The following is a 25,207-nucleotide window of genomic DNA, read 5'->3' on the forward strand; positions in this document are numbered from 1 at the left end:
CCCGCCGGCCGAACTCGCGGCCGTCGGGGGACCGTGCGCCGGCCCGCGCCGGCGCCGCCGTGACCGGCGGCCGCGCGGACCGCGTCCGGTTGGCCGCCGCGCCGGCGGTTCGCCACGATCCGGCAGATCCGAGGCATTGGGTACGCGCCGTCCAGCCGATAGCCTCAGGAGGTGGAATCAGTGCAGCCCCCCGCCGGTTCCCAGGTCTCCCGGGTACCGGCGCAGCGGACCCCGCCCGAGCAACTGGCGCCCCCCGCGCCGGCTCCGGCGCCGGTACGTCCGCGACGGCGGCTGCGGACCGTGCTCGGCATCGTCGCCGGGGTGCTGGCGCTGCTCTGCGGCACGGGCGCGGTGGCGGGCTTCATCCTGTACGACCGCGCGACCGCCCCGGACCGGAGCGCCCCAGACGTCGTGGTGGTCAACTACCTTCAGGCGATGTTGGTTGCTCGGGACGACAACAAGGCTGCGCTCTTTACGTGCGGCAGCTCGATCCCTTCAATGGATGGCCTCAGGGACCAAATTGCCAGCCGTGAGCGAGAATTATCGGTCTCATTTGCCATCAACATTGAGGATGTCAACGTCGCGAAAATCGACTCGAAGCATGCTGCCGTGACGGCCGTAATTAGGAGGAGCGCGACTCTGGATGGTGTGCAGCAGAGCTTGACGGACAACTGGCGCTTCGAGTTGAGAGAGCAAGACGGTTGGCGTGTCTGCTCGGGGCAGCCATTGTGAGTTTCACTCCAACCAGAGCAGGTGTACCGGCACCTCCAGCGTGGAGGGGGCCTGGCCGCGCCACGCCCACCGGTACCACTCCAGCTCCGGTGCGACCCGTACGCAGATGTCCCCGTCGGCGCCCGAGTAGGTCTCCGTCACCGCGCGCAGATCCCGGTGCTCGGTAGCGCCAGTCACGTGCACCACCCGACGGCCGGTCACCGCGTCCGCCTCGAAGACGGGGGTGGGTGGCCGGCGCACGGGCGCGTCCAGCGAGACCAGGCGCACCTCCGCCGTCGACGGCCGTTCGCCGATAGTTTCCACCCAGACCCGTTCCACCGGCACCAGCGGCGCGAAGACCTCGATCTGCTCGGCCTCGGCGCGGTACCACTCGTGCTCGGGGATGATCGGCACGTACGTCCGGCTGCCCTGGACCACCCGCTCGTCGGCGCGCAGGTCGCCGCGCCAGCCGAGGCCGGGCAGGCCGACCAGCACCCGCCGGCCGCGCAGGTCGATCCGGCCGGCGGCCGGAACGATCTCCACGGGTCGGGGTGGCCGCGGCGCCCAGTCGGGCTGGTCCGCGAACGGGTCGGGCAGCGGGTTGCTCATGCCTGGATCAACCTCAGGCGGTGCTGCCCAGTGGCGCGCCGCGTTGGCGCATGAACGGCACCGGGTTGATCGCGCCCCGGTTGGACCGGTCGCTGTCCACGTGCACCTCGAAGTGCAGGTGCGGGCCGGAGGAGTTGCCGCTGGTCCCGGAGAGGCCGATCTCATCGCCGGCCTGCACCGACTGACCGGGCACCACGGCGGGTCGCTGGATCATGTGGCAGTAGCGGGTGATGTAGCCGCCGGCGTGCAGGATGTCCACGAACCAGCCGCAGCCGCCCTTGCCCGGCCAGCCGTCCCGGTCGCAGTCCCGCCGGCCGGAACGGTCCGGGTCGCACCGCGCCACCAGCACCCGGCCGGCGGTGGCGGCATGGATCGGGGTGCGCTTCTGTGCGGCCAGGTCGACGCCGTTGTGGCTGGGCCGCTCTCTGGTACGGAAGCCGGAGACGACGCCGCCGGGCAGCGGGGCGGTCCAGCCGGAGGCGGCGATCCGGGCACCGGCGGCGGCGTCGCAGACCGCCTTGCCGGCGAGCTGCACCGTCCGGGCGGCACCGCCGGCGAGCGCGTCGACCAACCGGCCGGCCAGGTCCTCGTGCTTCGCATACGCATCCGGAAAGGCGCTGACCTGAACCTTCTGGGCAACGACGGTGAGCGGCCGGTGGTCCCAGTTCGGCACCTTGAGCAGCTTGTCGTAGAACTTGTCGGCGGCGTACGACGGCGTCATCCGCTGTTGGACGCTGCCCCAACCCGGCCGCTGCTGGAACAGGCCCAGCGAGTCGTGGTCGGACCCGACGCCCTCGTGCGGCAGCGCGAGCGACGCCGGAATCGTGCTGTTGGCCAGGTTGCGCAGCGCGGATTCCTGCATCGCGGTGGCCAGCGCGATGACCCAGCCCCGGGCCGGAATCTTCCGGTCCTGGCCGACCTTGATGATGATCGCCGCGTTGCGGACCTGGCCCTCGCCGTACTCGGTGACGCGGGGCATCTTGCCGGTGACGTCGACCCGGTGGCCCGGGTCGCAGGCGAGGCCGGCGGTGAGGGCCGGGTCCTCGTCGCCCAGCTCGGTGAGGAGGAACGCCCCGGCGCCGCCGACGCAGCAGAGCAGGGTGAGCACCAGCGTCAACGCCGTGGCCAGCACGCCGAGCCGCAGTTTGCGACGGCCGGCTGCCACCACCCCCGCGGCGCTCACTGGCGCTCCCAGTCGACCGCGTCCACCAGCCAGCGCCCGTCCGGGGCCACCAGTTCCAGCCGGAGCCGGCCGTTGTCGAGCGGGACCAGCGCCTCCACGAAGGACTCGGTACGGGGGCGCAGGGTCACCTGGCCGGTCACCCGCCGGGCGGGGACGCTCTCCGGGTCGGCGCCCGTGAGCTTCTCGGTCAGCGCCGGGGTGGACAGCGGTCGCAGCCGGGCCTGCCACTGCTCCTCGCTGCTGCCCGGGCCGGTCAACCAGGCGGCGGTGAACCGTCCGGCGGCCTGCGCGGGCGCGACCTCACCGGGGCTGGTCCGCGGGGAGACCGCCGTGGGCGGGCTGGCCAGCACCCCGTCGTCGCCGGCCTCCGGGTCGACCGTGCTGATCGGCTCGTCCGGTCGGGTGCTCAGCCCGGCGGCCGGGTCGACCGGACCGGAGACCAGTCGGGCCGCGCCGATCACGCCGAAGACCAGGGCCGCGATCACCAGCGCGACGCCGAGCCGGGACCGCAGCACCCGGGTGAAGAGGAACTCCAGCGCGCGACGCATCGGCCTCACCGCGCCTCAGAGCGCACCCGGGGCGCCCGGTTGGCCGGTGCCTGCTCGGTCGAGCCCGGCCGGTAGACGGCGAAGGCGGGAGCCTCCTCGGGGACATCGGGCTCCGTCCAGGTGGCCGGCGCGCGGCGGGGGCGGGGTGCCGGGCCGCGCGCTCCGTCATTCCGCTCGGGAGCGGGCGTCTCGTCGACGCGCTCGCGTCCGTCCGGCCGCTGGCGGTCGGCGCCCCGGGTGTGTGCCGGGTCCTCGTGCCGGGCCTCCGGCCGCAGGCGGCTCTGGTCGGCCGTCACCCCGCGGCGCCGGCCGAGCGCCGGCTCGGCGGTGCCGCCCGGCTCGGCCACGTCCAGCCGCGCGGCAACCCGGATGTCCCGGAAGAAGCGGCGGTGCCACGAGCCGGCCGAGCTGACCGCCTCGCTGCTGTCCTTGCCACCGAGTTGGGTGATCCGCCGGTACGGGCGCAGCAGCAGCCAGCCCACCACGCCGCAGAGCCAGACCAGGACCACCTGGAGCCAGCCGGGCAGGGTGGGCGTGTTCATGATCAGGTCGACCGCGAAGAGGTAGATGGCGGCGCCGGTGCCGAAGATGGCGATGTTGAACACGGCGGCCACCACCGCGTTGGCCAGCCGACGCAGGCCGGCACTGGCCGGGCGCATCAGGCCGACCGTGCCCAGGATCGGCGCGGCGATCACCGCCCACCGGAAGATCAGGAAGCCGAGCAGCACCAGCAGCGAGGCGGTCAGGTCGAACATGGCGAAGAGCAGCGAGGCGAGCACCGCGATGAAGCCGGCACCGACCCGGTCCATGTCGCGGGTCCCCTGGAGGTACTCATACGCCTCCGGGTCCTCAGCTCTGATCTGCTCGGCAACCTTCATCCACTGCTGCTGCTTCGCCTTGATAACTGCCTCACGGGTACCCGGATTGGTCCGGATGGACTGGGTCTCTCCCCAGGTCAGCGACTTGGCGTCGTAGAGCGCCGGCCCGTATTTCTGGGCCGTCTCGCTGTCAGCCGAGCCGAGCATGCCTCTCAACCAGTTCCGGTAGAGCATCGTTTCGGTGGCGGTATCGCTGGCTCGTACCGCAGGCGGACGCAGGTCCTTGCAGCGGTCCGGATTAGGATCGATGCACCGCCCGGGGTCGGGATCTCGCTTCTGGGGTCCGACCGCGTCGTGGACGATCGAGAGCGAGGTGATCAGGCTGTTGTCGGCGATGTTGGCCGACTTGACCGGCCAGGCGGCCAACGCGGTGACCGCCACCATCACCAGCAGTGCCCAGCCGGCCGTGGTCATCGCGTTGCTCATGTCGGACTGGCGTGAGCGCCAGAGCAGGTAGAGCCCCACCACGCAGAGCGTGATGATCCCGAAGACGCTGAACACCTTCTGATAGACGGCCTTGGTGGCCTGCTCCACCAGCGGATCCGCCCAGCCCCACATCGAGCGCGGATCCCAGGCCCGCTCGCGCAGCGCGTTCGACGCCCCGATGACCGCGGTGGCGAACATGAACTCGCCGTTGGCCACGGTCGTGGTGAATTTGTAGTCAGGGTGGAGAACCGTTGCCGCGCAGCCACCGTCGACGTCATAGGTCGTGTAGTTGTAGCCCGCGTAGCCGTAAAGGCTGTAACGCCCAGTCACTCCGCCCTCGGACCCCGCTGGTCGGCTCGCGAACCAACCGGCAAGGCCGGAGTCGGGTGCTCCAGGCGTCGGCGCCTCCAGGCATTCCGCCCGTGCTGATGACACCTCCTTCAGCTTGGCGACGCAGGAGCGGAAGTCGGCCTGCCACTGCTTGGTGCTGCACAGCTCGGCCCGGGCCTGGGCGACGGGTGTGGCGGCGTACGCGGGCGTCGACCCGACCACGGGCCAGGAGATGGTGGCCCCGGCGAGTACGCCGAGCGCGAGGAGGAGCGCCGCGATCCGTGCCCTCGCCATGTCACGCCTCCAGGTCAGCCAGGACGGTCGGCAGCACCCCGGCGGCCTGGGCGACCGCGGCGGGGGTGGTGTCCAGGTGCTCCAGCAGCCCGTCGACGTACGACACGTCGACCCGGACCTTCTGCACGCGTCCGTCGACGTCGCGCATCACGAACTCGCGGAAGCCCAGCCGGGCGGCCGAGCCCGCGTCGGCCTGGGAGAGCGAGGCCAGGGTGGCCTCGTAGCCGTCGTCGACCGGCACCCGCAACAGCCGCAGGGCCTCGGAGGCGATCTCGGTGTCCTCGGCGATCCGGCCGACGAAGACGGTGGAGACGAGGTTCTGCACGTCGAGGCCGAGGATGTCCTTCGGGTTCTGTGAGGCGACGAGCGCGGCCAGGTTCCACTTGCGGGAGTCGCGGGCGAGGCGGACCAGGAACGACCGCCCGGAGCGCCAGCCCTCCATGAAGTGCGCCTCGTCCAGGCCGACCAGCTTGCGGGACGACATCGAGCCGCCGTAGCAGCGGCGGACCGCGAGCCGGTGCGCGGTGTGCAGCATCGGCAGGGCGAGGGCTTCCTCCGCCGACCAGTACTCCCGCTCGATCTTCAGGTCGGGCAGCCGCAGCCCGGCCATGGTGATCACGGTTAGCGCCGCGTCGGCGCCGAGCAGCCCTTCCGGCGGCCGGCCGAAGAAGAGCATGGCCAGCGGCATCTCGGCGGTGTCGAGCAGCAGGTTGGCCAGCTCCCGGCCGGCGTCGTCATCCAGCCCTTGCAGGCAGGCGACCACGTCGTCCAGGGTGGACATCTCCTCGGCGGGGACCTGGCGTACCGCGTGCCGGAACAGGGTGGCGGTGGACGCCTCCCGGGCCACCTGCGGGGGCACCAGCATCATGCAGATGTCCTGCACCAGCATGCGCCGCTCGGCCCGGGCGTTGGAGACCGCGATCTCGAACTCCCGGTCGCCGGCCGCGCCGCTGCCGAACTCGCTGCGCAGGGGCGTCGGGATCAGCGCGTACGGGGCCAGGGTGCCCTGCTCGGAGCCGGTCAGGTTGAGCACCCGCGAGTACGGTGCCAGCTCGGGCATGGCGCAGAGCCGGGCCAGCGGGCCGGACGGGTCGAGCAGGGTCACCTGCACGCCGCGCCGGGCGGCCAGGTAGCCGAGCGCGCCGAGCAGGGTCGACTTGCCGCCGCCGGGCTCGGCCACGAAGACCGCGAGCCCGGAGCGTTCCCGTACCTCCATGGGGAAGTGCAGGTCGAGGAAGACCGGCCGGCGGCAGGTGCCGGCGGTCCGGCCGATCAGGTCGCCGCGCCGGTCGCCGACCGTGGACGCGGCCTGGGGCAGCGCGGCGGCGAGCAGGTTGACCGGCATCCGGCGGACGTAGCCGGTGTTGGCGATCGGCTCGCCGGGGATGAACTCCCGGGCCAGCCAGTCCTGGTTCTTCGGATGCTGGAGCGAGATGCGCAGCTCGCGGGAGTAGAGCTGGATGAGGCGCCGGGCGCGTTCCAGGCACTCCTCGCGGGTCCGGCCGCCCACCGCGATCCGGTGCCAGCCGTGTGCCCGCGCCGAGTCGACCGGCAGCCCGGTGGTCATCTCGTCGCCGATCACCAGCGCCCGCTTGGCCAGCCGCTCCAGCTCGGGTGGGGCATCGATGCCGTGCTCGGCGTAGTCGAGCTGCTGGGAGCGGATCATCCGGAGCCGGTGCTCCAGATTCCGGAAGGAGTCCCCCGGGCCGAGGATGTCCACCCGGGTGGAGAGCTCCATCGGCCACGGCAGCCGTTCGTGGAAGTGCAGCCAGGGCTCGTGCCGCTCGGGAATCTCCAGCGGCTCCATCCGGCCCACCGCGAGGACGGCCACGTGCCGCTCCTCGCCGGTCATCCGGTTGACCAGCTTCACCGTGGAGCCGTAGGGGGTGCGGTAGCGCTCCACCTGCTCGGTGAGGGCGAGCAGGTCGCCGCGTTCCCACCGCCCGTTGGTGACCGGCGAGAGCGTGCCCGGGGGTGCCATGCAGAGCGCCACCGAGCGGTAGAGCAGCCATTCCAGCTCCTGCGCGGTGACCCGGCGCCCGCGCATGCCGAACGCGCCGAGGACCTCGTCGAACTGTTCGACCGTGCGCCCCAGCCGGCGGCGCTCGCCGTCGGCGGTGCCCCGGCCGAAGGTGCGCAGCAGCCGTTCGGCGAGGTTGTCGCCGAGCGACCGGCGGGCGAAGGTGACGCCGAGATAGGTCTGCCCCTCGGCGTGGTTGACCGCCATCAGGTGCCGCTGGGCGGCGACCAGGTGGTCGGCCCAGCCGGCGGTGCCGGGCACGTCGGGCAGCGGCGTGGCGGTGTGCGCGTCGATGGTGCGGGCCCACTCGTCGGCCGGGAACGGCCGGGTGGTGCGGCGCAGGTGCAGCCGGAAGCCGGCCAGGCCGGCGTACTGCTCGGAGATGGCCGAGAGCAGCGCCTCCCGTTCGGCGTCGGGGCGGAACGCCCAGCGCACCTCGGGCAGCCAGTACCAGGCGGTGACCGTGTTCGGGGTGAAGGTGAGGTGCCCGGCGATCTCGGTGATCGCCAGTTCGACCGACGGGTCCCGGTCGGAGAACTTGATTTTGGGTGCGCGTACCCGGACCGGTTTGGCCGGCTTGCCGCGCCGCTCGGCGGCGCGCTGTCTCGGCGGGGTCATCTCGCGGCCGGGCGGGGCGGCCACCTCGCGTCCCGCCGGCCCGGCGTCCTGCTCGGCCCGTCGGTCGGCCCGGCGCCCCGGTCGGTCGACGGGGTGCTCCGGGTCGGCCGGTTCGTGGTTCGGCCGGAGGGCCGGCAGCCGCTCGCCGGCCTGGTGCGGCACCCGGGTGCGGGCGGTGGGTGCCGGGTCGAGGGCGGGGGGCCGGCCGGTGGGCGGCTCGGGCAGGGCGGGCCGGGACGGCGCCCGGGTGACCTCGGCCTCCGCGCCCCGACCGACCGGGCGGACGCCGGGCGCGCTCTCCCGGACCAGGGGCGTACCGGCAGTTCCGCGAGCACCGCGAGGGCCACCGGAGCGGTGGCGAGCAGCGCCAGGCCGGCCAGCGCGGCGCCGACCACCCGCGGGGCGAGCGCGGGCCGGGCCCGGCCGCCGGTGGCCACCGCCAGCAGCACGCCCGCCGCGGCGTAGCCGGAGAACGGCTCGCCGTTGCCGAGCAGCAGCGGCGCGACGCCGACCGCGGCCAGCGCCACGGCCCAGCCGGTCACCGCGTACCCGTGCAGGTCGGGCCAGCTCCGGCGGACCGCGAGCGTGGCCACGACCAGCAGCGCGACGGCGACGGCCGCGCCCCGCAGTTGCCACCAGGAGGGCGCGCCGAGGCCGAGCAGCGCGACCGCCAGGAAGGCCGGCACGGCGGGCAGCGCGGCGGCCAGTGCCACCCCGGCGACGCCCGGCTGCGCACCCGCGCCCCGGCGACCCCACGCCGCCGCCAGCAGGCCCACCGCGGCGAGGACCGCCAGGGCGGTGCCGGCCCCGGCCGGGTCGGCGCGGCCGACCAGCAGGGCGTGTCCGAAGAGGACGGCGGCGGCGCAGGCGGACGCCAGCACGGTGGACCGTGCCGGGCGCGGGCGGAACACCGCGCCGAGCAGCAGCGCGCCGGCCGCGACCAGGTCCAGCGCCACCACCAGCGGCCAGGGCGTGGCGGCGACGGCCGGCGCGGCCAGCACCACCAGCGCCCCGCCGATCAGCCAGGCCAGCGGCCGGGCGGGGCGGGGCAGGTGCGCCGCGACCGCGCCGGCGGTGAGCAGCACGGCCACCGGCAGCTGCCAGCCCCAGCCCGGCGCCGGCACCGGCTCGGCACCCGTCCAGGCCGGGTACGCGGCGGCCACGCCGGCCGCCGCGACGAACGAGGTCAGCAGCGTGACGACCGGACCCAGCCCGGCCGCCACGACCAGCGCGCCGGCCCGGGGGCCGGTGCGCAGCCGCGCCGGCACCGCCCGCGCCAGCCCGGACAGTCCGGCCGCCACCAGACCGGCCGCCACCAGCAGCAGCCCGGGGCGCAGCTCGGCCACCGGCCGGAGCAGGGCGGCGGCCAGCACCGGCACCAGCAACGCGGCGGCCCCGGCCCGGTAGACGCGACTGCCCGCGGCGTACGCCCCCGCGCCGAGGGCCAGCGTCACCACCAGCAGCGGCCCGCCGGCCAGCAGCGCCGTGCCGGCGGCCCGCCCCAGCGCCAGCGGGACCAGCGCCCAGCCGGCCGCGACAGCGAGTGCGAGGGCGTACCCGAGCCAGCCGAGCGCCTGCCCCACCGCCGCCGCCGACGGCCCCTGGGGCGCGACCGCACGCCACGACACGAGCGGGCCGACCGGAGCGGGGCCGTAGGGTGCCGGCGGGTGGACGCGGTTCGGGTCCGGCGGAGCGGCGGCCGGCCCCCCGCCGGCCGCCGTCCCCCCGTGCCGGGCCGCCGGGGTGGCCGGCCCCCCGCCGACCACCCCGGCACCGCCGGGCCCGCCATCCACCGGCGACGCCGACGTCCCGGATCCGGCGGTCGCCGATGCCGTGGCCCGGTTCCGCAGGACGACCACCACCACGAGGTCGCCCAACGCCAGCCCGGTGAGGACCAGCGCCCAGCCGGCGGTCGACGGCGTGGCCGCCGCGGCGGCCAGCGGCAGCACCGGCTGGGCGGTGAGCAGCGCCGCGAACCACGGCCCGGTGAGCCGGCTCAACCGGGCGTACCCGGCCGCCACCGCGGTGCCCACGCACCCGACCAGCGCGGCGTAGCGGCTACCCGGCCAACCGGCCACCCCGAACAGGTCCACCGACCAGGCGGCGTACCCGTCGAGCAGCACCAGGAGCAGTCCCACCGCGGCGAACGTCTCGGCCGTGCCGCGCAGGCCGCGCCGGCGGGCCACCAGCGGTACGGCCAGGGTGAGCGCGGTGACCGCGAGCAGGATCAGCGCCCGCCCGGCCACCCCGAACGCGGCCCAGGCCACCGCGGTGAAGACCACCGCCGCGGTGCCGAGCAGCAGTCCACCGAGGACGAAGAGGAGCCCCTGCACCGCCCGGGTCGAGGCCTCGGCGCCGCCCGGCCGCACCGGCGCCACCGGACCGACCGGTGGCACCGAACCGACCGGCGCCACCGGACCGACCGGCGCCACCGGACCGACGGGTGGCACCGGACCGACCGGCGCCACCGGACCGACGGGTGGCACCGGGACCACCGGCGCCGCGACGACCGGGCGCGGCGGCGGGATCTCGCGGCGGATCCGGACACTCAGGTCCGACCGGCGCTGCCGGGCCGTCCCGAGCCGGGTCGCCAACTCCTGGTACGCCGCCCGGGCCCGCTCCACCTGCGGGGTGAGCGTCGCGATCTCCCGGTCCAGCCGGATCACCTCGGCGGCGGGCGGGTACGGCGGGCGACCGCAGCCGCGGCAGCCGGCCGTCAGGTCGGCGGGGCCGCCGCAGGCGGGGCAGGGATAGCCGGTGTTCTCCACCGGACCAGCATCGGCACCGGCCGCAAGCCGGCACAGAGTAGGCGTACCTAGGGTCGGGTCTGGTCGTGCACCCAGGCGGCGTAGTCGGGGTTGCCGCTCTCCACCCGGGTCACCAGGATCTCCGGCACCTCGTACGGGTGGTTGGCCCGGATCTGCTCGACGAGCGCGTCCACCCGGTCCGGGGCGGTCTTGAACTGCACCGACCACTCGCTGCTGGTCTGGATCGCGGACTGCCACCAGTAGGTGCTGTCCACCTGCCCACCGACCTGGGCGCACGCCGCCGCACGACCGGCGACCGCCGCGGCGGCGAGGATGTCCGCCACTCGGCGGGCATCCACGACCGTCGTCACCACGCAGATCTGCTCCACGATGGCACCCTACGCAACCAGCCGGCTCCCGGCTGGGTCAGCGCGCGGTCACCCCGTCCCGGTTTGCGGCGATCCACCGGTCGATCCGTGCCCACCAGTCGAAGAGCCAGTCGATGCGTTCCTGCCGGCCGGTCGGCACCTCCTCCGGCGGCACCGACCAGAAGCGCATCACGATCCGCTTGTCCATCGGCAGTTCCCGCCACACGTCGGTGACGGTGAGCATCTGGTCCAGCCCGGTGTGCGCCACGAAGATCACCCCGGCGTCCGGGGCGGCGTCGAGGGCGGCGAGCAGACCGCCGGGCTGCGGGGCGAGCACGTGGCGCATCCGTTCGGCGCGCCGGGCCATCCGGTCGAGGCCGAGGGCACGCAGCCGGGCGATGGCCCGCAGCCGCCGCTTCGGGGTGAAGTTGCCGCCCTCCGGAAAGATCACGAACGCGTCGTCGTCGTCCAGGTCGGTGGCGAGGTGCCCGATCTGCCGCACCGCCGAGTCGCGGCCGTCCGGGCCCGGCGCGATGAACCGGTTGGGCAGCCGGTTGAGCAGCACGTCGATCGCCGGGTCCCACTGGAGGCTCTCCTTGAGCACGATCCGGGGTTCCCGGTGGAACCAGTTCACCAGCGCGTGGATCAGGATGAACGAGTCGCCCGGCCCGGCGTGCCGGCAGAGCACCAGCTCGGGGCGGCCGGGCAGGGCCGTGTCGGGGTCGGTGCCGACCACGTCGATGGACAACCGCAGCGTCCAGCGGGCCTGCCAGAAGAGCACCTGGAGGAAGCGCCCGGCGAGCAGGTAGTGCGCCCGCTGGAAGGCCGGCGACCGCTTGCGCGCCCCGAAGCCGGAGGCCAGCCAGAGCGCGAAGAGGGCGAGCAGCGCGGCCGCGTCCCAGACCAGGTAGACCGTGCCGATCCAGAGCAGCCGCAGCGGACGCAGCCGCCCCGGCACCAGCGGCGACGCGGCCAGCGCCAGCAACGCCCAGGCGGGCAGGGTGAGCACCACGGCGACGGCGAGCAGCACGACGCCGGGAGCCAGCAGCAGTCGGCGTACCCAGCGGGGTGGCAGCGGCATCAGCGCTCCAGGTGGGTGTCCAGGTAGCGGCGGGAGGCGGTGTACGCGCGGCTGATCCGCCGGCCCACCGCCGCCATGTCCCGGTAGGCCCACGGGCTGTCCTCGCGCGGCCCCGGGCCACCGGTGGGCAGCACGTGCACCTCCACCCCGTCGGGCAGCGCCGCCATCTCCCGGGCGAACCGGTGCCGCCGGGCGATCTCGAAGGCCACCTGGGCGATCTCCCAGGGCCGCCGGGGCGGAGTCAGCTCACGCTCGATCCGGCCCACCTGGAGCACGAAGATCCGGGTGGCGCCCACGGCGACCGCCTCACCGACCGGGATCGAGTTGACCACCCCACCGTCGATGTAGTGCTGGCCGTTGATCTCGGTGGGCGGCAGCAGCCCCGGCACCGAGGCGGAGGCGAGCACCGCCGGCACCAGCGGTCCGCTGTGGAACCAGTACTCGGCGGCCCGCTCGATGTTCGCCGCACAGCAGCGGAACGGCACCTTCAGGTCCGCGAAGGTGGTCTCCTCGCCCAGCTCGCCCTCCAGCAGCCGGCGCAACGGCCGGGGCGAGTGCAGGTGGGTACGGGCGGCGAACCGGCGCAGCTGCCGGGCCACCGAGTCGCCGTAGACCTCGCTGGCCTCCGGCGAGGCCCAGAGCCGGACCAGCCGGTCGGTGACCGCCTCGGTCGGGTCGGCGGCCACCAGGGCGCCGTTGACCGCCCCGATCGAGGTGCCGAGCACCATGTCCGGCCGGATCCGGGCCCGGAACAGCGCGCGCAGCATGCCGACCTCGACCGCGCCGAGCACGCCGCCGCCGCCGAGCACGAACGCCACCGGACCGCCTGCCATGCCGTTCATCCTGGCACGCGGCGGGAAGACGCCCCGGCGCGGCCGGCGTCCTCGGCCCGCCAGCGGGGGCGGCGTACGCATCGTCGACCGCTGATCAGTCAACCGTTGACAGGTCGGACACATTCGCGCAACCTGATACCGCTCCCAAGCCCAGGCAGGTGCGATGTGAAGGCGTCACTGCACGCCGGCAGGCTGCTGGCCCGCAGGTACCGGCTCATCGACCAGATCGGGGCCGGCGGCATGTCGGTGATCTGGCGCGCCCGCGACGAGGTCCTCGACCGGGTGGTGGCCGTCAAGGTGCTCGCCCCCTCGCTCGCCGCCGACGCGCGGTTCCGGGACATGGTGCGCGAGGAGGCCCGGTCCGCCGCCCAGCTGGTGCACCCGCACGTCACCGCGGTGCACGACTATGGCGAGACGGTGGCCCCGGACGGCAGCATCACCTCGTTCGTGGTGATGGAGCTGCTCGCCGGTGAGGAGCTGGAGCACCGGCTCACCGAGGGGCCGCTGCCCTGGCCGGAGGCCGTGGAGATCGCCGCCCAGGTCGCCGAGGCGCTGGCCGCCGCGCACCGGCTCGGCATCGTGCACCGGGACATCACCCCGGCGAACGTGATGATGACCCGGGTGGGCGCGAAGGTGCTCGACTTCGGCATCGCCACCCGGGTCGGCGCCCCCGACGAGGACGAGGACGGCGGCACCTTCGGCACCCCGGCGTACGTGGCGCCGGAGCGGCTCGACGGGGCTCCCGCCCAGCCGGCCACCGACGTCTACTCCCTCGGCGTGCTGCTCTTCGAGACGTTGACCGGTCAGGTGCCGTACCCGGCGGACACCTGGGAGCAGCTGACCGAGGCGCTGGCCGAGGAGGGGCCGCCCAGCCTGGCCGGCGTACCCGGCCTGCCGTCGCCGGTCGCGGAGATCTGCGTGCGCTGCCTGGCCCGCGAACCGCGGCGACGGCCCACCGCGCACCAGGTGGCGAGCATCCTGCGGGACCAGTTGCTGCCCGCCGACCCGCAGGCCGCGACCATGCTGGCCCCGACCGTGACCCTGCCGGCGCTCCCCGCCGGGCAACGGGCCCAGGCGGGCTCGGCGCGGACCGTCCCCACCGGACCGGACACCGACGCGGCGACGGCCGGCACCGCGCCCCGGCGGCGCGTCCCCCTGCTCGTGGTCGGCGTCGCCGTGGTCGCCGTGGCCGGTGCCGCGGTGCTGGTGCCGACCCTGCTCCCGGACCGGCCGCAGCCACCCATCGGGCTGCCGACCGCCGGGCCGCTGGTGGTCCCCTCCGCCACGCCGGCCGACCCGAGCCCGCCGTCGCCCACGCCCTCGCCGTCCCACCCGGCCCGGTCGACGCCCCCGACCGGCGGCACGCCCGCGCCGCCGCCGGTGGTCAGCCTGGCCGAGGCGGCCAACCGGGTGGACGGGCTGATCGACGCCGGGCTGGCGGCCGGTCAGATCCGCCGCGACGTCGGGGTTGACCTGCGGAACCTGCTGCGCAACGCGATCGCGGCGTCCGGCGCCGGCGACCTGACCGTCGCGGTGGACCGGCTCCGCGACAAGATCGACGAGCGTCGGCGCGAGGGCAGCATCAGCCCGGAGTACGCCCGTCAGCTCGACGCCGCCGCCGCCGGGCTGGCCGCGGCCCGCAGCTGACCGTCAGCGGACGGCGACCCGCGCGGTCGGCCCGCCGGCCGGCACCGCCCGGCTGGCCAGGAAGCTGCGGTAGACCGATTCGTAGTCCCACGCCATCCGGTCCACCGAGAAGTTCTGCGCCACGTGCGCCACGCAGTCGGCCGGGTCGAGGCGGTCCGCGTCGCGCAGCGCCGCCGGCAGCTCCTCGGGCCGGTCGCAGACCAGCCCGGTCAACCCGGAACGGACCAGCTCCGGCACCGCGCCGCGGCGCAGCGCCACCACGGGCGTACCGGTCGCCATCGCCTCCACCATCACCATGCCGAACGGCTCGGCCCACTGGATCGGCATGATCAGGCAGCGGGCGTCGAGCAGCAGCCGTAGGGTGGCCTCCCGGTCGGCGTTGAGCACCAGGGACACGTCGTCGCCGAGCATCGGCTCGACCACCTGCTGGAAGTAGCGGCGTTCGGCCGGCTCGTTGCACTTGCCGGCCAGGGTGAGCGGCAGCCCGGCCGCCCGGCAGGCCCGGATCGCCAGGTCGGGACCCTTGTCGGGGCTGAACCGGGCGAGCCAGAGCACCGGGCCCCGGCCGGCCACCCGCTTGCGCGGGACGTCCCGCAGCGGCAGGGCGTTGTGCACCGTGCCCACCCAGGGCAGTCCCGGGTTGGCCCGGCGCTGGGCGTGCGAGATCGCGATCAGGCCCACCCCGTGGTCGGTGTCGCTGAGCACGGTGCCGTACTCCCCGACCGGGTTGCCGTGCACGGTGGCCACGGTGGGCACGGCGCGCCGGCCGGCGACCATCGGGCCGATGGTGGTGTGGTCGTGGACGATGTCGAAGTCGGCGGGCTCGACCAGGTGGTTGACGTGGGCCAGGTGGGCCAGCTCGGGCAGCGACTCGCCCAGCCGGTCGTACTGGAGGTCGCGGCAGGTGGCGACGTAGTCGGCGGCGGTGCCGTGCTGCGGACCGGCGCCGAAGAGGGTCACCGCGTGACCGTGGTCCACGAGCGCGTCGACCAGGCCGGCCACCACCTGCTCCAAACCGCCGTAACCGGGCGGGGGCACCGACAGCCACGGCGGGACGACCATGGCGATCCGCAACGGACGGCCTCCCGACCGGTCCGCCGACGGGTTCTTCACGGCCACGAGCCCTCCCCGATGGTCCCTGGCGTGCGTGATCGGCGACGCTTTCCCGACCCGCCGGGCGGTAAACAGCCCGGCCGACGGCTCAGCCGGCCACCACGATCCGGTCGTGGACCTCGCGTACGCCCGGCGTGGCCCAGGCGGCGCGCTCCGCCTCCTCCCGCTGCCACGCCGCGCTGACCACTCCGTCCAGCACCACCGTGTCGCCGCTGACCCGCACCTCGATCCGTTCCGTGCCGGTCCGGCGGAAGAGCACCCGTTGCAGGTCCCGCCGGTTCTGCTCGTCGCTGGGCGGGGTGGGCGGGCGCACCTCGACCAGGTTGGTGACCCCGCGTACGCCGCGTAGCCGACGCACCTCCCGCTCGGCGGCGCGTCGCTGGAAGCCGTACTCCACCTCGCCGCGGAGCATCACCCAGCCGGCGGCCACGGTCACGTCCAGCCGCTCGGCGGGGACGAAGCTGTCCCACTCCAGCGCCCGGCTCGCCGCGATGGCCAGGTCCGCGTCGGTGCGCTCCTCGGTGACCGGCAGCCGCACCTCCAGGTCGCTGGCGACGGCCCGGACCCCGCGTACCCGGTGCGCGCAGCGCTCGGCCGCCCACCGGCGGGCGTAGCTGTCCACCTGGCCGATCAGCGTGACCACCCCGTCGGCCACGGTCACCCCGATCTCGGCCGGCCGGGTCTGGGCGTCCCAGTCCAGCTCGGCGAGCACGTCGCGCTGGATCTCCGGGTCGGTACGGACGGCGGCAGTGGTGGTCATGACGTCCCCTCCGGTGCGGTTGCGCGTCCCGCCACCGTGCCGCCGGACCGGGTGAGAACGGCTCACCCCGACCGGGTGAGCGGCCCGGCCGGGCGGGGACCCGCCGGCCCCGGCGCGACGAAAAAGGGCGGCGGGGGACGGAACCAACCCCCTTGGCTCCGTACCCCGCCGCCCGTGGAGGAGGCAGGTCTGGTGTTACGACGTCTCGGCGAGCGTCACGGTTGCGTTCTGGGTCGACCCGTTTCGCTTGAACTGCACATCGACCCGGTCCCCGACCTTGCCGGCCTGCACGGCGCCGACCAGGTCGTTGGAGTCGTTGATGACCTTGTCGCCGAACTTGGTGATCACGTCGCCGCGCTGGAGGCCGGCCTTCTCGGCGGCGCTGCCGGCGACCACGTCGGAGACCAGCGCACCGCCGTCCTCCGCGCCGGTCACGCTGACGCCGAGGGACGGGTGGCTGATCTTCTCGCCGCGCTGGAGCTTCTGGGCGACGTCCTTGGCCTTGTTGCTCGGGATGGCGAAGCCGACGCCGATGTTGCCGTTGCTGCCCTGCCCGGCGGTGGCGATCGCGGTGTTGATGCCGATCACCTCACCCCGGGTGTTGACCAGCGCACCGCCGGAGTTACCCGGGTTGATCGGCGCGTCGGTCTGCAGCAGCCCGGAGATCGAGCTGGCGGCCTGCTGCGAATTCTGCTGCTGGCCGCCCTCACCGGCGGCGATGGTCCGGTCGCGGGCGCTGAGGATGCCGGCGGTGACGGAGCCCTGCAGGCCGAGCGGGCTGCCCAGGGCGAGCACCTGGTCGCCGACCTGCATGGCGTCGCTGTCGCCGAACTTGGCCGCCTTCAGGTCGCTCACCCCGCTGGCCTGGACCACGGCGAGGTCGGTCTTCGGGTCGGTGCCGATGATCTTCGCCTGGGCGGTCTTGCCGTCGGCGAAGACCACCTTCACCGTGTCGCCGCTGGCCGAGGCGACCACGTGGTTGTTGGTCAGCACGTACCCGTCGGCGCTGAGGATCACCCCGGAGCCCTCACCGCTGCCCGTCATGATCGTGACGATGCTGTCCTGGACGGAAGCCGCGATCTTCGGCAGGTCGGCGCTGTTGATCACCGGAGCGGCCGAGTAGGTGCGGGTCACGGTGGTGTGCCCGCCCACGGCGAGCGCCAGGGCGCCGCCGGCCACCCCGGAACCGAGCATCAGGGCGAGCGCCACGGCACCGGCGCCGACGAACTTGCCCGCCCGGCTCGGCCGGGCCGGCTGCTGCGGTGCGCCCCACGGCGGGAGCGGCTGGCCGGGCTGGTGCGGCTGCCCGCCCGGGTAGGCCTGGTGCTGCTGGTACGGCGGCACCGGCCCGGTGCTGCCCTGCGGCGGGTAGCCGCCCTGGTTCGACCAGCCCTGCTGCGGCCCGTACCAGTGCTGTTGGGCCTGGTACGGCGGCGCGGAGGCGGCCGCCGCCGGCGGCGCGTACGGGCTGGCGGGCTGGGCGTCCCGCAGCTCGGGGGTGGAGTCCGACTGCCCGTTTCCGGTGCGGGGCAGCTCGGCGGTCGGGTGCGACGGCTCGGCGTCGGCGGGAGCCGGCGACCGCAGCGGGTCGGTCTCGTGGTCGGTCATGTCCTCCACCTTTCCCGCCGGCACTGCGACCGGCCTGGAACCTGGCTGAATCTTTTCTGAAAGTCACTCGCCGGGCTCGGCGGCCTCCGGCAGCAGCGGCAGCTTCACCCGGAAGGTGGCTCCGCCGCCCGGGGTCGGGACCACCTCGACGCTGCCGTGGTGGGCGGAGACCAGCGCCGCGACGATGGCCAGCCCGAGCCCGGTGCTGGTCGGCCCGCCGGCCCGCCGGGTCCGGGCCGCGTCCACCCGGTAGAACCGCTCGAAGACCCGTTCGGCCTGCTCCGGGGTGAGCCCCGGGCCGGTGTCCGCCACCTCCACCACGGCCAGGTTGCCCGGCTCCGACCGCAACCGCAGGGTCACGGCGGCCTCCGTGGGGGTGTGGGTGAGCGCATTGGTCATCAGGTTGCCGATCACCTGGCGCAGCCGGGCGTCGTCGCCCAGCACCACCAGCGAACCGGCGCCCGGCTCGATGTCCAGCTCGATCCGGCGCTCCGGGTCGACCACCCGGGCCGCCTGCACCGCGTCGGTGGCCAGCACCGGCAGCTCCACCGGGGCCAGGGTGACCGGTCGTTCCCGGTCCATCCGGGCCAGCAGCAGCAGGTCCTCCACCAGCAGCCCCATCCGGGCCGCCTCGTCCTCGATCCGGCGCAGCAGGCCGGAGGTCTGCTCCGGCTGCCGGGCCGCGCCCTGCCGGTACAGCTCCGCGAAGCCCCGGATGGTGGTCAGCGGGGTCCGCAGCTCGTGCGAGGCGTCGGCGATGAACTGCCGCATCCGCTCCTCCGACCGGCGGGCCCGGGCCTCGGATGCCTGGGCCGCCGCGGCGGCGTCCCGGGCGCCCACCTCGGCGGTACGGGCCGCCGCCTCGGACGCCGCCCGGGCGGTGAAGGCCGCCTCGATCTGGGCGAGCATCGCGTTCAGGGCACGCGACAGCCGACCCAGCTCGGAGGTGGGGCAGTCGTGTCCCTCCTCCGGGTCGGGCACCCGCCGCGTCAGGTCCCCGCCGGCGATGGCCGCCGCCGTCCGCTCTATCTCCACGAGCGGCTTGAGACTGGTACGCACGATGCCCGCGCCGACCGACGCCATGATGATCAACACCGCGCCACCGACCAGCAGGTCGATCCAGACCAACTGCCGGACGGCCTGATCGACATCGGTGATGTGCTGTCCCACCGCCAGCACCCGGCCGTCCGGCAGTTCCTGATAGAGCACCCGCCATCGCCTGCCGTCCTCGGCCCGCACGGTCCTGGGGGCACCCTCCTGTTCCCGGAAACCCGTCAGGTCCTGGGGGATGGGCGGCAGATCCGCCACCTGCAGGTTCGGGTCATACGCGACGATGGCGGCCCGATTGTCGTCGGCGAGCGCGACGACGTAATCGGTGGGCAGGGTGGCCGATCGTGCCGTGCCTGCCTCCAGTTCCGGCACCACCTTGCGGAGGTATGCGCTGGCGGCCCGCAGCTCGCCGTCCACCTGCCCGATCAGGTAGTTGTGCAGGAAATATGCGGTGAGGGCGCTGATCACGACCAGCGCCACCGCCACCAGGGCGAGGACCGCCGCGACCAGCTTGACCCGCAGCGGGATACCCCGAAGCTGGGACTTCGCGTCGTGGAGGGCGTTCACGCCGCCGGCTTGCGCAGCACGTATCCGACCCCCCGCAGGGTGTGGATCAGCCGGGGCTGGGTGTTGTCGACCTTGCGCCGCAGGTAGGAGATGTACGACTCGACGATGTTGTCGTCACCGCGGAAGTCGTAGTTCCAGACGTGGTCGAGGATCTGCGCCTTGGAGAGCACCCGGTTGGCGTTGAGCATCAGGTAGCGCAGCAGCTTGAACTCGGTCGGCGAGAGCTGCACCCGCTGGCCGGCGCGGTGCACCTCGTGGGTCTCCTCGTCCAGCTCCAGGTCGGCGAAGGTGAGCCGGGAGGGGGCGTGCTCGCCGGTGGCGGTACGGCGCAGCACCGCCCGGATGCGCGCGGTCAGCTCCTCCAGGCTGAACGGCTTGGTGACGTAGTCGTCGCCGCCCAGGGTGAGCCCGCGGATCTTGTCGTCGGTGGCGTCCCGGGCGGTCAGGAAGACCACCGGGGTACGCGTGCCGCCCTCGCGCAGCATCCGGATGACCTCGAAGCCGTCCAGGTCGGGGAGCATCACGTCGAGCACGACCAGGTCGGGTCGGTGGTCCTTGGCGGCGTTCAGCGCCGCGCTGCCGCTGGTGGCGGTGGCGACGTCGAAGCCCGCAAAGCGCAGGCTCGCGGAGAGCAGTTCGAGGATGTTCGGGTCGTCCTCGACGACGAGCAGTCTGGCCTCGGTCTGGGTAGCCACCATGGCACCCATCATCCGCGCCCCGCCTGCGGTCCCGCTGGGTGGATCCTGGAAACACCCTGTGAGCCGGCCGCACGCCAGCGGAACAGCCGCCCGCCGGTCAGCGGAGCAGCCGGCGCAGCCCGTCCAACGCGCCGTCGAGCAGCCGGATGGCGGTCCGCAGCTGGGTGTCGGTGAGCCGCCCGGCCCGGACCAGCGCGCCGACCTCGACGGTGAACGCGGCGAGGCGCTGGTCGACCTCGGCGAGCAGGGGCGACTCCGCCGGGTTGGCGGGGTCACCGGTGGCGGGCCGGTACGGCGGCGGGGTGGGCTGCCAGCGCGCCTGCCGGGTCTGCCGGGCGGCCTCGCGCAGCTCCCGCTTGAGGTCCCGCACCGAGCCGCGGACCTCGGTGCGGATCTCCCCGGCCAGCGCCGAGAGGTCCGCCACCGAGGCGGTGATGTCGGATTCCAGGGTGGCCAGCTCGTCCGCGCGCTGGCGCAGCTCGGCCCGGCCCGCTTCGGTGATCTCGTACACCTTGCGCCCGCCGGCTGCGGTGTGGGTGACCAGTCCCTCGACCTCGAGGCGTTGCAGCCGGGGATAGATGGTGCCGGCGCTCGGCGCGTAGAGCCCGAGGAAACGCTCCTCCAGCAGCCGGATCAGCTCGTAGCCGTGCTTGGGACCGTCATCGAGCAGCTTGAGCAGGTAGAGCCGGAGCCGCCCGTGGCTGAACACGGCGGTCACGGCAGCTCCTGGAGGTCGTCGGTGTCCTCGACGGGGCGGGCGAGCAGGGCGATGCTGCCGGAGATCGCGGACGCCCAGAGCTTACCGGCGCCGCCGCCGAGCACCCCGTGGCTGTCCTGCACCGCGCCGAACCCGTGCTGCCCGGCGGAGACCTGGGGGAAGCCGCTGGTGATCCGGCCGGAGGTGGTGTGCAGGTGGACGCTGAGGTCGCTGTCCTCGCGTACCCGCACGGTGATGCTGCCGGAGATGGCGCTGAGCCGGATCTCGCTGCCCTGGGGGTTGTCGAGGTCGCAGGTGATCGATCCGGAGACCGCGTGGGCGCGGACCCGCTCGGGCGCGCTGTCGGCGAGGATCAGCTCGCCGGAGACGGTCTCCAGGTTGAGGTCGCCGTGCACGCCCAGCGCCTCCACCGGGCCCGAGGTGACCTTGGCCTGGGTCAGACCGCGCAGCCCCATCAGGGTGACCTGGCCGGAGACGACGTCGACCCGGGTGTCCCGGCGCAGGCCGGAGGCGACCAGGGAGCCGTCGATCAGGTGCAGGTCGGCAAGCACGTCGGCCGGTACCGCGATGGAGACCTCGGCCCGGAACCGGCGGCCGAGCTGGCCCAGCCACCAGAGCACCCCGGGCCAGCGCGCCGGGCGCGGGTGGCGGACGGTGAGCCGCCCGTCGCGCAGCTCGACGAGGATGGGCCGGCGGCTGACCCGGGTGATGTCGACCCGGGCCGGTCCGTCGGCGCCGACCACGTTGAGCCGGCCGCTGACCAGCCGGACGTCCAGCCGGGTGACCGGCTCGTCCAGGGTGAGCTGCTGCGGGCTGTCGACGGTCCAGCTGGCCATGGTGTCCTCCCCTCGGCGGCGCGCCGGGAGCGCGTCGAGCGACGGACGAAGCATAACGCGATACATCGCGACTGAACAAGACTGTCGGGAGTTGCCGTCCCCGCGCTGTCGCCTGCTCGCCATCGCCCTGCTCGCGCTTTGCCGCCCCTTCTCGCCCCTCTGCCGCGGCCGTCTCGCACTCACCGCCTCTCTCGTGCCGGCCTCAACCTGCCTGGCCTGGTCGGCTGGCAACTCTTGCCCGCGCCGCCATCCGCCCTCCTGCCAGGCCCTTGCCTTGGCCGGCGTGGGGTGGCCTCGCTGACCTGGGCTGGCCAGGTACCGCTTCGCCCGCCCTGCCCTCTTCCGGCCGGCCCTTGCCTTGCCCTTGCCCCTTGCCCCTTGCCCCTTGCCCCTTGCCCTTGCCCCTTGCCCTTGCCCCTTGCCCTGCCCTGCCCTGCCCTGCCCTGCCCTTGCGGAGCGTGACGGAGCGGCGAGCGGCACACAACTTTTAAGCGATATGCCGCAGAGGCATAAAGATGCCTGAGAGGCATATCGCTAAAAAGCACTCGGCCGGCCGGAGCCGCCGCGACCGCAGACCGTGGCGTTGACCGGGTTCGCGCATGCGGACGTAACCGCGAAACATTCGGCCGCCCACAGGGCCGCGACCACACGCACCACCGAGAGCCCCGGCCACCGGCCCCGACGACACCACACCGCACCACCGAGCCCACGCCTGGCCGCCACCGACCCCGCGACCACCCGCTACAGCGCCAAAAGCGCCCCGGCGGGCCTCCGGCGGTCCGCTGGCGACCGCCGGAGCGACCGGTGACGGGCGGGCGGCGGGTGGCTGGAGCACGGCGGAGCGGGCGGGTGGCTGGAGCACGGCGGAGCAGACGGGCGGCTGGAGCACGCCGGAGCAGGCGGGCGGCTGGAGCACGCCGGAGCGGGCGTGCGAGGCTGCCGGGCAGGCGAGCGCATCCGGAGGGCAGGCATGATCATCGAGTCCCGGTTCCACGGGCCGGCCGGCTCCGGCAACGGCGGCTGGAGCGCCGGGGTCTTCGCGGCGGCCGTCGACGACCGGGGACCGGTGGAGGTCACCCTCCGCCGACCGCCCCCGCTGGAGACCCCGCTGACCGCGGTCGACGGCGCGGTCCGCGACCCGGCCGGCCAGGTGATCGCGGAGGTACGCCGGGTCGAGGAGTTCACCGCCGTGGTCCCGCCGGTGGACCGGCCCACCGCCGAGGCCGCCGCGACGGCGTACCCGGGGCTGGTGGAGCATCCCTTCCCCGGCTGTTACGTGTGCGGGCCGGAGCACCCGGCGGGTCTGCGGATCTTCCCGGGCCGGCTGCCGGACGGGCGGACCGCCGCGCCGTTCCGCGTCCCGGCCGAGGTGGTGCCCGCCACCGTCTGGGCGGCGCTGGACTGCCCCGGCGGCTGGGCGGTGATCGCCCCCGGCCGCCCGTACGTGCTGGGCCGGATCGCCGCGGTGGTCCGGGCGCTGCCGCGGCCCGGCGACGAGTGCGTGGTGACCGGCGCGACGGTCGGCGGCGCGGGGCGCAAGGCGGAGGTGCACTCCAGCCTCTACGGCCCCGGCGGTGACCTGCTCGGCTACGCCCGGGCCACCTGGATCGCGTTGCCCCCGCCCTGATCCCTCCTCCCTCAGGACGACCGCCTCCTGCTCCAGCCGGAGGAGGGCATCCCCATCGCGCCTGATTGACCCCCTTGCGCGGACTTGCCAGGCTGTCCCACGGCGCCCTCCGCAACGGCGCCCCCACCGGCGCGCCCGCGCGCCGTGGCAGGAGAGGAGAACGATGTCCGACGGGCAAAGGAGCCCCAGCGCCGGTACCGGCCAGATCGTGGTGTCCGGACTGACCAAGCAGTACAAGAACGTCCGGGCGGTCGACAATCTGTCCTTCACCGTCGAACCGGGACGGGTGACCGGCTTCCTCGGCCCCAACGGCGCCGGTAAGACGACCACCCTGCGCATGCTGCTCAACCTGGTCACCCCCACCGCGGGGACGGCCACCATCGGCGGCCGGCGGTACGCCGACCTGACCGACCCGCTGCACTCGGTCGGCGCCGTGCTGGAGGCGTCGAGCGCGCACAAGGGCCGCACCGGGATCAACCACCTCCGGGTGATCTGCGCGGCCGCGGGACTGCCCCGGCAACGCGCCGACGAGGCGCTCGCGCTGGTCGGGTTGACCCCGGCCGCGAAGCGCAAGTTCAAGGGCTACTCGCTGGGCATGAAGCAGCGGCTCGGGATCGCGGCCGCGATGCTCGGCGACCCCCAGGTGCTGATCCTGGACGAGCCGGCCAACGGCCTCGACCCCGAGGGGATCCGCTGGATGCGCGGGTTCCTCAAGGGGCTGGCCACCGAGGGGCGGACCGTGCTGGTCTCCAGCCACCTGCTCTCGGAGATGCAGCTGCTCGCCGACGACGTGGTGATCATCGCGGCCGGCCGGTTGGTCCGGCAGGGGCCGGTCGACCAGGTGATCGGTTCGATGGCGCACGGCGGCCGGGTGCGGGTGCGTACCCCGCAGGCCGACGAGCTGGTGGCCGCGCTGCGCGAGCAGTCGGCGACGGTGGACGCCGACGGGCACGGCGCGCTGGTGGTGACCGGGGTGGACGCCCCGACCGTCGGCCGGGTGGCCCTGGCCGCCAAGGTCGAGCTGCACGAGCTGACCACGGAACGCCCCGACCTGGAAGGCGTCTTCCTGGAGCTGACGGCCGGAAAGGCGGAGATCCGATGAACCTGGTCCGTTCCGAGCTGCTCAAGATCCGTACCACCAGCACCTGGTGGATCTTCGGCCTGATCACCGTGCCGCTCTGGGCTCTCGCGATGGCCTTCAACTGGTTGCAGACCGAGGCGCTGGCCAACGGGGACTTCGGCGAGGTGTCGGCCGACCAGGCCGACCAGATCGACGCGGTCCGCGACGTGGCGAACCTGGCCGCCAACATCTACACCAACGGCCAGTTCTTCGGCCTGCTCATCGTCATGCTGCTCGGCATCGTGGTGGTGACCAGCGAGTTCTTCCACCAGACGGTGACCACCACGTTCCTCACCGCGCCGCACCGCACCGCCGTGATGATGGCCAAACTGATCGCCGCGGGGGTGCTCGCGCTGCTGTTCTGGCTCGGCACCACGCTGCTGAACCTGGCCGTCGGCCCGCTGATCCTCAACGCCACGGACGTCGGGGCGCACCTCGGCGACGGCGCGGTCTGGCGGGCGGTGGCCCTCAACGGGCTGGCCTACCTGCTCTGGTCGGTGCTGGGGGTGGGGCTCGGGGTGCTGATCCGCAGCCAGATCGGCGCCACCGTGACCGGCATCCTGCTCTACCTGGGCGGCGCGATCGGCGCGGCCATCGCGATCGGGCTGCTGGCCGCGAAGTTCGGCGACTGGATCAACCAGCTCCAGCTGCTGGTGCCCTCGCTGGCCTCCGGGCTGATGGTGAGCGGCACCGACATCCCGGGCAACCCGCCCCGCTGGGCGGGCGCGGCCGTGCTGATCGGTTACGCGGTGGTGGCCGGCGCGATCGGCGTACTGACCATCCGCCGGCGCGACATCTCCTGATCCACCGGCGAGCG

The 25,207-nt window shown here is 74.2% G+C and carries 21 protein-coding genes; 5 read left to right on the forward strand and 16 right to left on the reverse strand.

Annotation, left to right across the window (positions count from 1 at the left end; genetic code table 11):
• Positions 1 to 171: 171 nt before the first annotated feature.
• Positions 172 to 732 (forward strand): Rv0361 family membrane protein, encoded by a 561-nt coding sequence (locus LQ51_RS29655; protein WP_197087950.1) that lies wholly within the window; start codon positions 172 to 174, stop codon positions 730 to 732.
• A gap of 3 nt (positions 733 to 735) precedes the next feature.
• On the opposite strand, the gene LQ51_RS29660 is transcribed toward LQ51_RS29655, so the two are convergent.
• Genes LQ51_RS29660 through LQ51_RS29700 form a run of 9 tightly spaced genes read right to left on the reverse strand, consistent with a single transcriptional unit; the run spans position 736 to position 12,646 of the window.
• Positions 736 to 1,320 (reverse strand): hypothetical protein, encoded by a 585-nt coding sequence (locus LQ51_RS29660; protein WP_046571452.1) that lies wholly within the window; start codon positions 1,318 to 1,320, stop codon positions 736 to 738.
• A gap of 13 nt (positions 1,321 to 1,333) precedes the next feature.
• On the reverse strand, positions 1,334 to 2,503 hold the full coding sequence (locus tag LQ51_RS29665; RefSeq protein ID WP_082159720.1) for a M23 family metallopeptidase: 1,170 nt from the start codon (positions 2,501 to 2,503) through the stop codon (positions 1,334 to 1,336).
• Positions 2,500 to 3,051, reverse strand: coding sequence for a hypothetical protein (locus LQ51_RS29670; RefSeq protein ID WP_046571501.1), 552 nt, complete (start codon positions 3,049 to 3,051; stop codon positions 2,500 to 2,502). The genes LQ51_RS29665 and LQ51_RS29670 overlap by 4 nt, the downstream gene beginning before the upstream one ends.
• 5 nt (positions 3,052 to 3,056) lie before the next feature.
• Positions 3,057 to 4,979, reverse strand: a complete 1,923-nt coding sequence (locus LQ51_RS29675; RefSeq protein ID WP_046571454.1) for an MraY family glycosyltransferase — start codon at positions 4,977 to 4,979, stop codon at positions 3,057 to 3,059.
• 1 nt (position 4,980) lies between these two features.
• Positions 4,981 to 7,617 carry an ATP-binding protein gene (locus LQ51_RS29680; RefSeq protein WP_231605933.1) on the reverse strand — a complete coding sequence of 879 codons (2,637 nt, stop codon included), beginning with the start codon at positions 7,615 to 7,617 and terminating at the stop codon, positions 4,981 to 4,983.
• Positions 7,614 to 10,385 carry a hypothetical protein gene (locus LQ51_RS34200; protein WP_304413739.1) on the reverse strand — a complete coding sequence of 924 codons (2,772 nt, stop codon included), beginning with the start codon at positions 10,383 to 10,385 and terminating at the stop codon, positions 7,614 to 7,616. Before LQ51_RS34200 ends, LQ51_RS29680 begins: the two co-directional genes overlap by 4 nt.
• 47 nt (positions 10,386 to 10,432) lie before the next feature.
• A complete protein-coding gene (gene cutA / locus LQ51_RS29690) occupies positions 10,433 to 10,753 on the reverse strand; it encodes a divalent-cation tolerance protein CutA (RefSeq protein ID WP_046571456.1) in 321 nt (106 codons plus the stop codon).
• 37 nt (positions 10,754 to 10,790) lie between these two features.
• Positions 10,791 to 11,813, reverse strand: a complete 1,023-nt coding sequence (locus tag LQ51_RS29695) for a 1-acyl-sn-glycerol-3-phosphate acyltransferase (protein WP_046571457.1) — start codon at positions 11,811 to 11,813, stop codon at positions 10,791 to 10,793.
• The gene (locus LQ51_RS29700) at positions 11,813 to 12,646 is read right to left on the reverse strand and encodes a patatin-like phospholipase family protein (protein WP_046571507.1); all 834 of its coding nucleotides are present in this window, start codon (positions 12,644 to 12,646) and stop codon (positions 11,813 to 11,815) included. The genes LQ51_RS29695 and LQ51_RS29700 overlap by 1 nt, the downstream gene beginning before the upstream one ends.
• Positions 12,647 to 12,811: 165 nt before the next feature.
• On the opposite strand from LQ51_RS29700, the gene LQ51_RS29705 reads away from it, so the two are divergent.
• On the forward strand, positions 12,812 to 14,293 hold the full coding sequence (locus LQ51_RS29705) for a serine/threonine-protein kinase (RefSeq protein ID WP_046571459.1): 1,482 nt from the start codon (positions 12,812 to 12,814) through the stop codon (positions 14,291 to 14,293).
• Positions 14,294 to 14,296: 3 nt separating this feature from the next.
• On the opposite strand, the gene LQ51_RS29710 is transcribed toward LQ51_RS29705, so the two are convergent.
• From LQ51_RS29710 to LQ51_RS29740, 7 genes are all read right to left on the reverse strand, one after another.
• The gene (locus LQ51_RS29710; protein ID WP_231605936.1) at positions 14,297 to 15,355 is read right to left on the reverse strand and encodes a glycosyltransferase family 4 protein; all 1,059 of its coding nucleotides are present in this window, start codon (positions 15,353 to 15,355) and stop codon (positions 14,297 to 14,299) included.
• Positions 15,356 to 15,494: 139 nt separating this feature from the next.
• A complete protein-coding gene (locus tag LQ51_RS29715) occupies positions 15,495 to 16,166 on the reverse strand; it encodes a BON domain-containing protein (protein WP_046571463.1) in 672 nt (223 codons plus the stop codon).
• Between the two features lie 195 nt (positions 16,167 to 16,361).
• Positions 16,362 to 17,774 carry a S1C family serine protease gene (locus LQ51_RS29720; protein ID WP_046571509.1) on the reverse strand — a complete coding sequence of 471 codons (1,413 nt, stop codon included), beginning with the start codon at positions 17,772 to 17,774 and terminating at the stop codon, positions 16,362 to 16,364.
• Between the two features lie 63 nt (positions 17,775 to 17,837).
• Entirely contained in the window at positions 17,838 to 19,391 is a 1,554-nt protein-coding gene (locus LQ51_RS29725) for a sensor histidine kinase (RefSeq protein ID WP_046571466.1), read from the reverse strand.
• The gene (locus LQ51_RS29730) at positions 19,388 to 20,089 is read right to left on the reverse strand and encodes a response regulator transcription factor (protein ID WP_046571468.1); all 702 of its coding nucleotides are present in this window, start codon (positions 20,087 to 20,089) and stop codon (positions 19,388 to 19,390) included. The genes LQ51_RS29725 and LQ51_RS29730 overlap by 4 nt, the downstream gene beginning before the upstream one ends.
• A gap of 97 nt (positions 20,090 to 20,186) precedes the next feature.
• Positions 20,187 to 20,807 (reverse strand): PadR family transcriptional regulator, encoded by a 621-nt coding sequence (locus tag LQ51_RS29735; protein WP_046571470.1) that lies wholly within the window; start codon positions 20,805 to 20,807, stop codon positions 20,187 to 20,189.
• Positions 20,804 to 21,643: a DUF4097 family beta strand repeat-containing protein gene (locus LQ51_RS29740; RefSeq protein WP_046571471.1), complete on the reverse strand. Its 840-nt coding sequence runs from the start codon at positions 21,641 to 21,643 to the stop codon at positions 20,804 to 20,806. The genes LQ51_RS29735 and LQ51_RS29740 overlap by 4 nt, the downstream gene beginning before the upstream one ends.
• A gap of 970 nt (positions 21,644 to 22,613) precedes the next feature.
• On the opposite strand from LQ51_RS29740, the gene LQ51_RS29745 reads away from it, so the two are divergent.
• From LQ51_RS29745 to LQ51_RS29755, 3 genes are all read left to right on the forward strand, one after another.
• Positions 22,614 to 23,270: a hypothetical protein gene (locus tag LQ51_RS29745; protein ID WP_046571473.1), complete on the forward strand. Its 657-nt coding sequence runs from the start codon at positions 22,614 to 22,616 to the stop codon at positions 23,268 to 23,270.
• A 163-nt stretch (positions 23,271 to 23,433) separates the two neighbouring features.
• The gene (locus LQ51_RS29750; RefSeq protein WP_046571475.1) at positions 23,434 to 24,372 is read left to right on the forward strand and encodes an ABC transporter ATP-binding protein; all 939 of its coding nucleotides are present in this window, start codon (positions 23,434 to 23,436) and stop codon (positions 24,370 to 24,372) included.
• Positions 24,369 to 25,193: an ABC transporter permease gene (locus LQ51_RS29755; protein WP_046571477.1), complete on the forward strand. Its 825-nt coding sequence runs from the start codon at positions 24,369 to 24,371 to the stop codon at positions 25,191 to 25,193. Before LQ51_RS29750 ends, LQ51_RS29755 begins: the two co-directional genes overlap by 4 nt.
• Positions 25,194 to 25,207 lie beyond the last annotated feature (14 nt).

Source organism: Micromonospora sp. HK10 (assembly GCF_000982955.1).
Lineage (GTDB): Bacteria > Actinomycetota > Actinomycetes > Mycobacteriales > Micromonosporaceae > Micromonospora.

Excerpts from the sequence above, each read along its gene's own strand:
- LQ51_RS29660 (WP_046571452.1), bottom strand. The coding sequence starts at position 1,320 with ATGAGCAACCCGCTGCCCGACCCGTTCGCGGACCAGCCCGACTGGGCG.
- LQ51_RS29670 (WP_046571501.1), bottom strand. The coding sequence starts at position 3,051 with ATGCGTCGCGCGCTGGAGTTCCTCTTCACCCGGGTGCTGCGGTCCCGG.
- LQ51_RS29675 (WP_046571454.1), bottom strand. The coding sequence starts at position 4,979 with ATGGCGAGGGCACGGATCGCGGCGCTCCTCCTCGCGCTCGGCGTACTC.
- LQ51_RS29680 (WP_231605933.1), bottom strand. The coding sequence starts at position 7,617 with ATGACCCCGCCGAGACAGCGCGCCGCCGAGCGGCGCGGCAAGCCGGCC.
- LQ51_RS29695 (WP_046571457.1), bottom strand. The coding sequence starts at position 11,813 with ATGCCGCTGCCACCCCGCTGGGTACGCCGACTGCTGCTGGCTCCCGGC.
- LQ51_RS29700 (WP_046571507.1), bottom strand. The coding sequence starts at position 12,646 with ATGGCAGGCGGTCCGGTGGCGTTCGTGCTCGGCGGCGGCGGCGTGCTC.
- LQ51_RS29710 (WP_231605936.1), bottom strand. The coding sequence starts at position 15,355 with ATGGTCGTCCCGCCGTGGCTGTCGGTGCCCCCGCCCGGTTACGGCGGT.
- LQ51_RS29715 (WP_046571463.1), bottom strand. The coding sequence starts at position 16,166 with ATGACCACCACTGCCGCCGTCCGTACCGACCCGGAGATCCAGCGCGAC.
- LQ51_RS29720 (WP_046571509.1), bottom strand. The coding sequence starts at position 17,774 with ATGACCGACCACGAGACCGACCCGCTGCGGTCGCCGGCTCCCGCCGAC.
- LQ51_RS29730 (WP_046571468.1), bottom strand. The coding sequence starts at position 20,089 with ATGGTGGCTACCCAGACCGAGGCCAGACTGCTCGTCGTCGAGGACGAC.
- LQ51_RS29740 (WP_046571471.1), bottom strand. The coding sequence starts at position 21,643 with ATGGCCAGCTGGACCGTCGACAGCCCGCAGCAGCTCACCCTGGACGAG.
- LQ51_RS29745 (WP_046571473.1), top strand. The coding sequence starts at position 22,614 with ATGATCATCGAGTCCCGGTTCCACGGGCCGGCCGGCTCCGGCAACGGC.
- LQ51_RS29750 (WP_046571475.1), top strand. The coding sequence starts at position 23,434 with ATGTCCGACGGGCAAAGGAGCCCCAGCGCCGGTACCGGCCAGATCGTG.
- LQ51_RS29755 (WP_046571477.1), top strand. The coding sequence starts at position 24,369 with ATGAACCTGGTCCGTTCCGAGCTGCTCAAGATCCGTACCACCAGCACC.